Raw genomic sequence first — 12,093 nt, 5'->3', positions numbered from 1 at the left:
ACTTAGAGAGCTTTTTTCTTTAAAGGCATATTTAATAATAGACTTTTACAGATGCTAATATCTAAAGCTAACAAAAATTTTATTTACTTATGATAAGGCTCCCCACGATTAATCCGAAAAGCCCGATAAATCTGCTCCACCAGAATAAGCCGCATCAACTGATGAGGAAACGTCATTTTTGAGAATGACAGCTTCTCATCCGCTCGCTTCATTACCGCGTCACTCAATCCGAGTGATCCGCCGATGACGAAGGTGACTTTGCTTTTTCCATATGTAGCCAGCTTATCTATTGTATCGGCTAGTTCTTCGGATGTTTTCATTTTTCCTTCGATGGCGAGGGCGATGACATGGGCGTCGGGGCTGATTTTTGCTAGGATGCGGTCGCCTTCTTTGTCTTTTATGATTTTCATGTCCTGGTCGCTTAGGTTTTCCGGCGCTTTTTCGTCCGGGAGTTCGATGATGTCGATTTTTGCGTAGGCCGAAAGTCGTTTGGTGTATTCTTCAATGCCTTGCTTGAGGTATTTTTCTTTTAGTTTTCCGATTGTCACAATATTGATATTCACAGGTCATCCCCACTTTAAAAACAAGTTATTCATATATGTTGTCCACAATTGTGGATATCTTTTCTGTATTTTGTGTAAGATCATTCGTTCCCCACTATATATACTGCGGGGTCTCCACATAATTCACAGGCTGTGGATAAACTGTTAGTATGTTCGATTTTTCTGATTTCGGGCGGCAGCTCGTGGTCGTCTATGTACATATCCAGTACCGTTTCGATATGTTCTTCACAGGAATAATACGCTTGTTTCATGTTCAAATCCTCCGATGTTTTCTTCCATTTTTACAATTGTTCTCTTCTCAATATAACCTATTTATTCACATGTTAGTAGTGCTTCGGGCTGAGTTTTATCCACAATTCGACAAACAAGCTGTTGATGACTCTATTTCGCTCGTATGTTAGTTTGGATGTAACCGATGTGTGGGGAGGTTTGCATTTGCGCTTTAGATGGGTTTGGCTTTTTGTGATCATGTTGTTGCTTGCTGGGTGTCAGCCGTCTTATTGGGTGTTAGAGAAAGATCGAATCGGTGAAGGCAGTCCAGACTTAGAAATATACGCTAATTTTCTCCAAATGCATGATAACGTGAAAGGATATCAAGTCTTCACCATTTCAGAAGGGAGAAAGATGGTTATTGTGTCTCTCGGAAGCTACGAGAAAGATAAGAAACTCGAAGTGTCGGACGTCAAATACTCACCTAAAGAAACGATTGTAACTGTGAAACGAAGACCTGCTCCTAAGGCAAATGAGAAAAACCCTTATATTTTGATTGGACTGGACAAAATCGAAGGGGATTTCATCGTACAGGATGAAACGGGAAACCGCTTTGAAGAAACGGATTATCAGCAATAAAGCCGGCGTTCAGAGAACGTCCGGCTTTTTCTTTTACTTCAATGTTCCATGCGGATCGATGACGAATTTTTTGGCTGCGCCTTTGTCAAAGTCGCTGTAGCCTTTTGGCGCGTCGTCCAAAGAAATGACGGTGGCGTTGACGGCCTTTGCGATTTGCGCTTTGCCGCTCAGAATCGCTTTCATCAAATTGCGGTTGTATGTCATGGCGGGCGTTTGTCCGGTGACGAAGGTGTGAGCCTTGGCCCAGCCGAGTCCGAAGCGGATTTTTAGTGAGCCTGTTTTGGCGTCCGCATCCTTTGCACCGGGATCTTCGGTCACGTATAAGCCTGGAATGCCAAGGCTTCCGCCGACCTGGGTGACATCCATGATCGAGTTCAGCACGGCGGCTGGTGCTTCTCCTTGATTGCCGTGTCCAGATGCTTCAAAGCCGACACAGTCCACTGCGGCATCAACGGTTGGTTCACCTAGTATTTGTTCAATTTGCTCGCCGAGGCGGTCATGTTTTTGCACGTTGACCGTTTCACAGCCGAAGCTTCTCGCCTGTTCCAGTCTGTCTTCATTCAGATCGCCGACAATCACGGCGGAGGCGCCTAGGAGCTGAGCGGAGTGTGCAGCTGCCAAGCCGACAGGCCCCGCTCCCGCGATGTAAACGGTTGAACCTGTTTGCACGCCTGCTGTATAGGCTCCATGGAAGCCGGTCGGGAAAATGTCGGACAGCATGGTCAAATCGAGAATCTTTTCTAGTGCCTGTTCTTTATCAGGGAATACCAAGAGCTGAAAATCGGCGTACGGCACCATGACGTATTCAGACTGGCCGCCGACCCAGCCGCCCATATCGACGTAGCCGTAAGCCGAGCCCGGCCGGTCAGGATTGACATTCAGGCACACGTGCGTTTTCTGCGTTTTGCACATCACACAGCGCCCGCAGGCAATATTAAAAGGAACGGATACGATATCGCCTTTTTTGATAAATTCAACATCACGCCCCGTTTCAATGACTTCTCCAGTGATTTCATGCCCGAGCACCAACCCTTCAGGCGCTGTTGTGCGGCCTCTGACCATATGCTGGTCGCTTCCGCAAATATTGGTTGTAATGACTTTGAGAATGACCCCATGCTCACATTTTCGGTTCACATTCGCCTTCGGAACGCCGGGCCCGTCCCTTAGGATTAACTCCGGATAACCGATATCCTCCACCGCTACAGTCCCTTTGCCTTTGTACACAACCGCTTTGTTTCCAGTCAACGCCATTCCTCCCATTCATGTGTTTGGACTCTCGGTCCTAGAACATGACTTCGGTTCGGCATGACCCTTTCCCTTTCTCAACACTGTTTTTTCTGTATTCTTATAACGATAAAGATGCCAAGAAAGCAGCCAAGTATGGTTCCGAAGATGTCTAACCAGTCGACTTTACGTCCATTTAACAGGAACACAGTAATGACCGAAACCAGGCTGATCATAACTGCCAGAAGAATCACCCGTTTGGTCCGCATGTCATTACTCCTTTAGATTCGTTTCTATACCATACCCAAAATCTCTGCACACTTGGTTCAGCAAAAAAAGAGACTTTATACCAGTCTCTTCATAAACAGATCAATTAAAAAATTTCCTGAGAAATAATGTGACAATACTGGTTACTAACGCAATTGCCGTATAAACCACAACCCAAAATAAAAATGAACTGTTGCCTGATGCTAATGTAAACAACAAAATGATGCTTGCCATTAGGACAATCAACGGCGCCACCCAAAATCTCTTAAATAAAAAATGACCCGCTATACCAAATACACCTGCAATGATCGGAAAACCAAAAACGATAAATAAAACGGCGATAGCTCCCATAAAACCTCCTTGCCCTAAAACCCCTTCATCACCTCAACATCATACAGCTTCAAATGACTCTTCGGCGTCACAACGTCCTTTACCTTCCCAATCTCTTTTTCCTTCATTTTCTTTCCGGTTTTCAGACTGTACTGTTCAATGTAGGCAGGCTTGTTGTACGTGTATGTGAAGAAGTAGAGACTGCTGCCTTTTTGGGTGATTTCTTTGAAATCGGCTTTCATTTTGTCTCGGGAAAGGGTGAATGCGATGCTTGTTTTTCCTGTCTTGGCATCGATTTTATACACTTTTCCGAAGCCGTCAATGAAGTACAGGTTCCCGTCATAAGAGAAGAAGCTTTTTTTGAAGCTAAAGGGCATGGAGCTGTATATCGTTTGTTCGTCGTTTTTGTATTCGGCGATGTCGTGCAGCTCTACTTTGCCGCTTTTTTTGTTGATCTTGACCATTTGATAGAGATTGCGCGCCTTTTGGCCGCGAATCATGACATACACAGCTTGGTCGTCCACGGCAAGCTGGGATTCGACTGAGGCTCCTTCCCTGTACTGCCATTCCGTTATCTTGTGGTAGGTGAGCTTCTTCTGATCCGCTTGAATCTGAAGGAGCTCATAGACTTTTTCGTCAGCTGTCGGAACGAGTGCGAAAATCGAACCGTTATGAAAACCGGAGGCCCGAATGTAGGATGGGATGACGTCTTTTTTCCACTCTCCGTTCATTTGGCGGTACAGCTCTGAGCGGTATCCGTCTCTCTTTTTGTCATAGCCGGAGTTGTATAAGGTATAAAAACCGTCCGTGTTTTGCAGAAAGCCCGCGCTGTCTCCGGTGTGCTGATAGGCTCTTTTATGAGAACTCAGGCCGTTTTTGATCGTGTAAATCGTGTTTTTATCCTCCAGCATCACACTGTCGCCGTGAACCTTGGCTGAGCCCAGCTCAAGGCCCTTCATCTTAAAGGAAGACAGCGACCCGTCCTGGCTGATAAACAGGGCGTAGCTTTTCCCGCCGCCAAATGCATCTTGATCCGCAGAGGATGAGAAATACAGCAGGATTTCTTTGTCATCCAGGAAACCGGGATCTCTAAGATCCTGCTGACTCACGGCTTTATGGCTTTTGAGAGGGGAAACGAAGACAAATAGTGCGATTCCTGCGAGAACAAGCATGGCAATGGTGATCATCCACTTTTTCATATCCCTCTCCTTATCTGATGGTCATAATGGTTGCTGTATAGGATGAACTGGTGATGTCGCGCGGATACACCCCTAAACCTCCGTTGCTGTCTATATCAATGCCGGCTTTCAGCAAAAAGGCGGACCATAGGAGCTTTGAACAGTTTTTGGCGCCGTCATGGCCGGTGCTTCTGTTATTGACGAAGTTAAAAGAGTATGGATCGCCGACTTTTGATACCGCCCAGTCAGCGGCAGCTGTTTTTTGAGATGAGGTAACACTGACGGTCTGTACAATGGAGTTGTCTTCCACGTCTCTGGCATTGTAAGCGATCTGCCTGACACCGTCACCCGGGACAGATTCAACAATTTTGTCAGCGGCGGAATACATGCCGACGTGGCCATGATTATAGTAGGCTGTGTAGGAGTTCGTGTAATAAATGTTGCCTTTCGCGCTTGTCGGGAGTTTTTTCGTGCCGGACGAGCCGCCCATGATAGACATGCCGCTTTCCTTGGCGAGCCTGTCACCTTCTGCTTTGTCAGCTGTGATTTCCTTATAAAACTGCTTCAGAATGACGTCTTGCTTTACATGCTGCTGTTTGGAAATCTGGCTGGCGGATTTCATGATTTCCTCCGGTGTCGTGCCTGGCTGCAGTGCGGCGATTTCTTCTGCATAGTTTGTGGTCTTTACGGCTTTCGCTGGAGAAACAAACAGGCCGCCGCATATTGTAAGCGCTACCATAAATATTGATACCCTTTTCTTCATTCTCATTACATCTCCTCTTTTCATTTAAATGTAGGAAAATATACTTCCCTCCTCTATTATATTAGGAATATATGGAAAGAAACTAGACCTTTTACAGAATTTTTAGAATTTATTTACAGAAGACTAAAAAAGGCCTTTACCAGACCCTTTTCGTTAAAGCTCTTTGCTCATCACCACGTCTGTTTCTTGAAATCCGGTTCGCTCATATAGCTTTCGCGCCGTCTGATTATGGGCAAAGACGTGAAGGGACAGCTTCCGGATTCCCATGCTGCGGGCCGTGTTATCTAATGCCGCCAATGCTTGCTTTGCGTAGCCCTTGCCCCGATACGGTTCATATAACCCGAAATCGTAAATAAACGCTTCCTGCTGCGGATGCTCCGGTTCAGCATGGATCCAGAGCCAGCCAACGATTTCCTTTTCATTCAGCGTGAGGCTCCACAAATGGTGATGGGGGGTTTCCAGCCCTCTCGGAAGCAGATCAGTAAACGTCTGCCTAGACAAAAGCTGTGCGTCTTCAGGCAGCCATGCTCCCGCTTTTACCTTTTCTTCCGCGTAATGCTTTGTTGTGTACGTGAGATAGGACCGAAATTCTTCTGTCTGCATCGGGGTTAGTATCATTGTCATATCATCTCTCCTTCATATATTGACTAGAGGATTTTACATAAAATAGAAAGAGGTGTTACTATCAGAATAAGCAACTGAGATTGATAAGTCACTAGAGAAAGGAGTTTCACATGAATAAGATTGCACCTGCAGAAATCGCTAGCATGCTCAACGATTGGTACCTTGCTATCAAGAAACATGAAGTGGAAGAGTCCTCCCGTTTATTTGAAGAAGTGAAGCCTTTATTGGATGACATGGAAGAGGATCAGGAGGTGCTTGCCTACTTCTCCTTATTGGAACTGCGCCACAAGGTTTTGCTTCACGAGGCGAGAGGACAGGGCTTTCAGCATGAGGAGCCTTCTCATATGAATGCTACGTCTGACATGCTGAAATATTACTTTTTTCTGTTTGAAGGCATGTATGAGGCCTATAAAAATAATTATGATATTGCCATTGGGCTGTATAAAGATGCTGAGCAGTATCTCAACAACATTCCCGATCCGATTGAGAAAGCCGAATTTCACCTGAAGGTCGGAAAGCTCTATTATAAGCTGGGACAAAATATTGTGTCCCTCAATCATACACGGCAAGCGGTCAAAACGTTCAGGGAAGAGACTGATTATAAAAAGAAGCTGGCTTCAGCCCTGATTACCATGTCAGGCAATTTTACCGAAATTGGGCAGTTTGAAGAAGCTAAAACATATTTGGACGAAGCAATTCGGATCACAAGAGAATTGGAGGATCATTTTTTTGAAGCCCAGCTTTTGCATAACTTCGGCCTTCTCCATGCGCAAAGCGGCCAATCAGAACAAGCAGTCTCCAAATTAGAAGAGGCCTTGCAGAACGAAGAGTATGCCCGCTCCACCTATTATTATCACTCTGCCTACTTGCTGATACGAGAGCTGTTTAAGATCAAAAAGAAAGAACAGGCCTTATCTTATTACCAAGAAGTGAAGGAAAAATTGGCTGCTGAGCCGAATAGAATATGTGAGGCAAAAATAGACATTTTATATGCCATTTATGCAGAAGGGGGTCATGCGGAAACGTTTTACTTATGCAAACAACATATGGATGACTTGTTGTCCGAGAAAGAGTATGACAGTGTAAGAGAACTTTCCATTTTGGCTGGCGAACGGTATAGGGAACTTGAGCTTTACAAAGAAGCTGCCCACTTTTTTTATGAAGCATTACAAATTGAAGAACTGATTAAACGAACGGAGGTTATATAAATGAAAAAATTTTTGATTGGCGCAGGCATCGCAGCGGTGATGTTATCAGGCTGGTTTATTGCGGACCATCAAACCCATTCACAGGAGATGAAAGTCGCTGAGAAAATGATTGGATAAATGAAAAACCCCCGCGGGATACGGGGGTTCAATTTAACGAAAGAATCCTAAAACGGTTTGTAGTTTTAGGATTCTTTCATCTTTTCAGCGTGATTGAAAACCCTTGAAGTCTAGGAAGAACGAGCATTGGAGCGCAGCGAATGTTTGGAATTCGTGAGCACCGAAGCGCAGGCCTGACAACGAATGCGAGGGTTTGTCGACACGCTGAAACCCCCGCGGGATACGGGGGTTTTCTTATTACAGGAGCTTCTTCCCTAGCAGAGATTCTACGAGCTCTACTGCTGTTTTGCCCGTTTTGTTTTTATGATCAAGGATCGGGTTAACCTCAACGAATTCGGCTGAGGTAATGATGCCTGCATCATACAGCATTTCCATAGCCAAATGGCTCTCCCGGTAGCTGATGCCTCCGACGACAGGGGTTCCGACACCCGGTGCGTCGTTCGGATCAAGTCCGTCCAGATCAAGGCTCAGATGGACGCCATCACATGCTGATAAATAATCAAGGGTTTCTTCAATGACCTTTGTCATGCCAAGACGGTCGATTTCGTGCATTGTGTACACCTTCATGCCGCTTTCCTTAATGTACTTGCGCTCCCCTTCATCAAGTGACCGGGCGCCAATGATAACGACGTTTTCCGGTTTGATTTTAGGCGCGTAGCCTTCAAGGTTAACCAGTGACTCGTGGCCAATGCCGAGGCTGACCGCGAGCGGCATGCCGTGAATATTGCCGGATGGTGAAGTTTCAAGTGTATTCAAGTCGCCGTGCGCGTCATACCAGATGACGCCGAGATTATCGTAATGCTTCGCTGTGCCTGCCAGCGTGCCGATCGCAATACTGTGGTCACCGCCCAGGACAAGCGGGAATTTTTTCTCTTCGATGACTTTGTTGACCTTTTGCGCGAGTTTTTCATTTCCCGCCAAAACGGAATTCAGGTTTTTCAGTTCCTCGTCATTTTTGATTTTTTCGCGGTTGATCGGAATGTCACCGAGATCTTCAACCGTATACCCCATGTCTGACAGCCGCTCGATCAGATGAGCGTAGCGGATGGCACTCGGGCCCATATCCACTCCGCGTCGTGCTTGTCCTAAATCCATTGGCATTCCAATAACCGAAATCGTTTTATCCATCTGTGATTCCACCTCAACATTTAAGATAATGTCCTATGCGGGTTCTAACAAAGATGACTTGCGGACAACGTTTTTAAAGCTCTAGCTGACGATTTGCCTGCTGGCGTTTTTTAATGACGACATGATAAATGATGTAGCAAATGATCATAAACGGTACGCCGCAATACAGCGCGATACGCTGCTCCGGATCAAATGCAAGGCTGATAAGCACGACTGTATTTAATGTCAGGCCGATCAGCGGAAGCACCGGATACAGCGGTGTTTTGAATTTCAAATCTTCTGTCTTGCCGCCTTCGCGGATATATTTGCGTCTGAACATGATTTGGGAAAGCGAGATCGTAATCCAGCCGACCTGCGCGCTCATCCCCGCCAATGATAACAGCACCATATATACGGTTTCAGCCTGCGCAAACTTTGTCAGAAGTGATAGGCAAGCCACAGCCATCGTTACGATTAACGCATACATCGGTACACCGCGCTGATTTGTTTTGCCGAGCGCTTTAAAGGCCTGTCCTTCATTCGCCATCGCGTACAGGATACGCGTTGATGCGTATAAACCTGAATTCGCAACAGATAACAGCGCGATTAAAATAACAAAGTTCATGATATCAGCAGCATATGGGATTCCAATTTGCTCAAATACGGCAACAAACGGACTTTCCACGACTCCCGCCTGTTTCCACGGAATCATGCCGGCAATGACAACGATGGAAAGAACAAAAAATACAAGCGTTCTCCATACTGTCTGTTTGATCGACCGCGGAATCGTTTTTTCAGGGTCTTCACTTTCTCCGGCCGCAACCCCGATCAGCTCAGTTCCCTGGAACGCAAAGTTCACGGTAATCATCGTAATCAGCATTGCCTTTATGCCGTTCGGAAATAACCCGTCTTCATAAAAATGCGTCAAAAACGGCGCATGCTCTCCGCCCTTCAGATCAATCAGGCCAAACATGGCAGCTCCGCCGAGAATAATAAATAAAAGGATAATCAAAATTTTAATGCCTGAGAACCAGAATTCAGATTCCGCAAAGGCTTTTGTGGTGATCGCATTTAGAATAAACATCAGAGCCGCAAAGACCAGACACCAGATCCACACGTCTATATGCGGAAACCAGCGTTGCATCAGCTGCCCCGCTGATAAGAATTCAATGGCGCATGTAACCGCCCAGCCGAGCCAGTACAGCCAGCCGAACGCAAATCCGAAGGCCGGGCTGATAAATTTCGTCGCGTAGGTCTGGAAGGACCCCGATACAGGAAAGGCGACTGCCAGCTCTCCTAAGCAGAGCATGGTCAAAAACATGATAAAGCCGCCCACTAAATAGGACAGAACCGCGCCGAGCGGTCCCGCTTGGTTAATGGTAAACCCGGTTCCAAGGAAGAAACCGGTTCCGATCACTCCGCCCAATGAAATCATGAACAAATGGCGTGATTTCATTGTCCGCTGGAGCTGATTTCCGTTATCTTGGTTTGTATTCACATTCTGCACCCCTTCAGCAACTTGTATTGGATCTAAGCTGGAACATCTGCATGGTGCTATCCCAGTTTGCTGTCCAAAGAGCCTCTATCTATTTAATATAAAATTCACTTCTTCTCATAAAGATACATTATACTAAAATACTGTAGCTGAGCAAATAGGGAGTGCTGATTTTTCTGTTGTAAATTTATACAAACGAAGTGAATATCCCTTCATGGTGCGGGTTTATGCGTTTTGCAGCACGTGCTTGATTTTCTCTATCGCCCAATCCAAATCCTTTTTGGAAATGATTAATGGCGGTGCAAAACGAATAACAGTATCATGCGTTTCCTTGCATAAAAGCCCTTCTTCCTTCAAACGCTCACAATACGGACGTGCCGCTTCCGTCAATTCCACGCCGATAAACAGCCCTCTGCCGCGGACTTCTTTAATGACAGGGCTGTCAATGCTCTCAAGCTCGCTTTTAAAGTATTCGCCAAGCTCAAGAGAACGATCCGCCAGTTTTTCATCCTCCAGCACTTCTAATGAAGCGATAGACACTGCACATGCAAGCGGGTTTCCGCCAAATGTGGAGCCGTGTGATCCCGGGTTAAACACGCCTAAGATCTCGCGGTCCGCCGCAATGCATGAGATCGGGAACACACCGCCGCCAAGCGCTTTGCCCAAGATATACATATCCGGAACAATGCCGTCCCAGTCACAGGCAAACGTCTTGCCTGTACGTCCGAGACCCGTTTGAATTTCATCCGCAATAAACAAGACATTCTCTTCCTTACAAATCGCCGCCGCTTCCTGTAAAAATCCTTCAGGCGGAATGACAATGCCCGCTTCGCCTTGAATCGGTTCAAACAAGAATGCCGCTGTATTCGGCGTAATGGCCTGTCGAAGCGCTTCCACATCGCCGTAAGGAATGAGTTTGATCCCCGGAAGCATCGGGCCGAATCCTCGTTTATATTCCTCTTCAGAAGAAAGAGATACCGCCAGCATCGTGCGGCCGTGGAAGTTCCCGACACACGCGATAATTTCCGCTTGATTGTCTGCTACGCCTTTCACTTCATACGCCCAGCGTCTCGCCGCTTTCACCGCAGATTCAACCGCTTCGGCTCCTGTATTCATCGGCAGAATCATCTCTTTGCCTGTCAGCTTAGCTGTTTTTTCGTAAAACGGCCCAAGCTGATCGTTGTGAAACGCGCGTGATGTGAGGGTAATTTTATCAGCCTGATCCTTCAATGCCTGAATGATTTTCGGGTGTCTGTGACCCTGGTTTACCGCAGAGTAAGCACTCAGCATATCCATATATTCATTGCCTTCCGGGTCCTTTACCCAAGCACCCAGCGCTTCAGAAATGACAATCGGGAGCGGGTGATAATTGTTGGCTCCATAATGAGACGTCTGATCAATAATTTCTTTGGATTTAGATAAAGCTGGCATATTTGAATTCCCCCTTGTTTTCTGTTTCAACATGTTATCCTGCTTTCCCTTTATATAAATGCAAGTTCTGTGCCAAATCAAGAATTCGTGTGTTTTCTACAATTTTCGAGGACAAGGTGCAAAAACATTCTGATATTTCGAGCAAAAAGACTTCAGTAAGGGCAAAATTATTTTGCAGTTCAAATGAATATATCAACAAAGAAGGTATTCACAAGCCAGATAAAAAGATCCTTTTAATTAAAAAATTAAAATAAGAATGACATTTATAAGAAATATTTCCACTATAAAAAGGCGTAATCTAAATTATGATTACGCCTTTTACCTATAGTTCTTAGTTCAGTTTATCTGCAACATCCTTAACAAACATCTCTGTCGCAAGTTTAGACTCTTTATCATTAGAAGTTATTCCCCAAAATTTAGTTGCATTGTAAACGTACAGATAGTCTACAGCGCCACCTGCTGCTAGTACCAAAACAAAAATAGCAGCACCCAGAGTTTCAACACATTTACCTGAGACTAAATCCGCATGTTCAGAACTGCCCATGTTAACCTTCTCAGCAGCTTCTTTTAAAAGATCTCCACCCTTGCTGAATTCCTCATCAATTAATTTAAGATCCTTTTCATAAACCGATTTTTTCAAATCGTTAAAATATTGAGGATCGATTTTTTTCATTTCACTTATTAACAATTGAGTAAGTTCTTTAGATTTATCTGAATTTCTAACATTATAATCGTTGGTGTTCCAAATTTCAGGAAATTTTTTCGAGATTTCACCTTGACCAAAAACAATTCCAGCAAAAATTTCTTCACCTGAGTATTTATGTAGATTCTTTGCTTGAGTAATAGGTGTTGCACCAGAAAATATAGATACAACCAACACAATGAGCATTAAATAGACCAATTTAAGTTTTAAATCTTGAGCCGCTAAACGCATATC

Annotated in this window: 15 protein-coding genes; 3 read left to right on the top strand and 12 right to left on the bottom strand. The window is 45.2% G+C overall.

The features are described from left to right. Positions 1-83: 83 nt before the first annotated feature. Positions 84-563, bottom strand: coding sequence for a 23S rRNA (pseudouridine(1915)-N(3))-methyltransferase RlmH (gene rlmH / locus NZD81_RS11825; RefSeq protein WP_014115824.1), 480 nt, complete (start codon positions 561-563; stop codon positions 84-86). 80 nt (positions 564-643) lie between these two features. Further along, a complete protein-coding gene (locus tag NZD81_RS11820; protein WP_003219122.1) occupies positions 644-814 on the bottom strand; it encodes a CxxH/CxxC protein in 171 nt (56 codons plus the stop codon). Between the two features lie 184 nt (positions 815-998). Here NZD81_RS11820 and NZD81_RS11815 point away from each other — a divergent pair, with 184 nt between their 5' ends. Further along, positions 999-1,412, top strand: coding sequence for a hypothetical protein (locus NZD81_RS11815; protein WP_289860566.1), 414 nt, complete (start codon positions 999-1,001; stop codon positions 1,410-1,412). A 33-nt stretch (positions 1,413-1,445) separates the two neighbouring features. Here the strand turns inward: NZD81_RS11815 and fdhA are convergent, their stop codons facing one another. The 6 genes from fdhA to NZD81_RS11785 all read right to left on the bottom strand — a co-directional run bounded on the left by fdhA (position 1,446) and on the right by NZD81_RS11785 (position 5,798). Next, a complete protein-coding gene (gene fdhA / locus NZD81_RS11810; RefSeq protein ID WP_289860565.1) occupies positions 1,446-2,672 on the bottom strand; it encodes a formaldehyde dehydrogenase, glutathione-independent in 1,227 nt (408 codons plus the stop codon). 62 nt (positions 2,673-2,734) lie between these two features. Further along, positions 2,735-2,905, bottom strand: coding sequence for a hypothetical protein (locus NZD81_RS11805; protein WP_103031325.1), 171 nt, complete (start codon positions 2,903-2,905; stop codon positions 2,735-2,737). A 100-nt stretch (positions 2,906-3,005) separates the two neighbouring features. Beyond that, positions 3,006-3,254, bottom strand: coding sequence for a DUF2651 family protein (locus NZD81_RS11800; protein ID WP_289860564.1), 249 nt, complete (start codon positions 3,252-3,254; stop codon positions 3,006-3,008). Positions 3,255-3,268: 14 nt separating this feature from the next. Beyond that, complete coding sequence (locus tag NZD81_RS11795) at positions 3,269-4,432, bottom strand: hypothetical protein (RefSeq protein WP_136654014.1); 1,164 nt, start codon at positions 4,430-4,432, stop codon at positions 3,269-3,271. Between the two features lie 10 nt (positions 4,433-4,442). After that, the gene (locus NZD81_RS11790; protein ID WP_289860563.1) at positions 4,443-5,180 is read right to left on the bottom strand and encodes a YiiX/YebB-like N1pC/P60 family cysteine hydrolase; all 738 of its coding nucleotides are present in this window, start codon (positions 5,178-5,180) and stop codon (positions 4,443-4,445) included. Positions 5,181-5,327: 147 nt separating this feature from the next. Beyond that, a complete protein-coding gene (locus NZD81_RS11785) occupies positions 5,328-5,798 on the bottom strand; it encodes a GNAT family N-acetyltransferase (RefSeq protein WP_168781450.1) in 471 nt (156 codons plus the stop codon). Between the two features lie 110 nt (positions 5,799-5,908). Between NZD81_RS11785 and rapG the strand changes: the two genes are divergently transcribed. After that, positions 5,909-7,006, top strand: coding sequence for a response regulator aspartate phosphatase RapG (rapG, locus tag NZD81_RS11780; RefSeq protein WP_172641098.1), 1,098 nt, complete (start codon positions 5,909-5,911; stop codon positions 7,004-7,006). Continuing rightward, complete coding sequence (locus tag NZD81_RS11775) at positions 7,007-7,123, top strand: Phr family secreted Rap phosphatase inhibitor (RefSeq protein ID WP_289860562.1); 117 nt, start codon at positions 7,007-7,009, stop codon at positions 7,121-7,123. It abuts the gene before it with no gap. Between the two features lie 237 nt (positions 7,124-7,360). On the opposite strand, the gene rocF is transcribed toward NZD81_RS11775, so the two are convergent. The 4 genes from rocF to NZD81_RS11755 all read right to left on the bottom strand — a co-directional run bounded on the left by rocF (position 7,361) and on the right by NZD81_RS11755 (position 12,090). Next, positions 7,361-8,251, bottom strand: coding sequence for an arginase (gene rocF / locus NZD81_RS11770; protein WP_003226959.1), 891 nt, complete (start codon positions 8,249-8,251; stop codon positions 7,361-7,363). Between the two features lie 73 nt (positions 8,252-8,324). Next, positions 8,325-9,728 (bottom strand): amino acid permease, encoded by a 1,404-nt coding sequence (locus NZD81_RS11765; RefSeq protein WP_014666081.1) that lies wholly within the window; start codon positions 9,726-9,728, stop codon positions 8,325-8,327. Between the two features lie 222 nt (positions 9,729-9,950). Beyond that, on the bottom strand, positions 9,951-11,156 hold the full coding sequence (rocD, locus tag NZD81_RS11760; protein WP_069838313.1) for an ornithine aminotransferase: 1,206 nt from the start codon (positions 11,154-11,156) through the stop codon (positions 9,951-9,953). Positions 11,157-11,487: 331 nt separating this feature from the next. After that, positions 11,488-12,090 (bottom strand): sporulation delaying protein family toxin, encoded by a 603-nt coding sequence (locus NZD81_RS11755; RefSeq protein ID WP_015715048.1) that lies wholly within the window; start codon positions 12,088-12,090, stop codon positions 11,488-11,490. Positions 12,091-12,093: the final 3 nt, after the last annotated feature.

It is taken from the genome of Bacillus sp. B.PNR1, assembly GCF_030386235.1.
GTDB classification, from domain to species: Bacteria; Bacillota; Bacilli; order Bacillales; family Bacillaceae; genus Bacillus; species Bacillus stercoris.
Note: the sequence above shows the minus strand (reverse complement) of the source record. Positions and strands in the feature narration are given on the sequence as shown.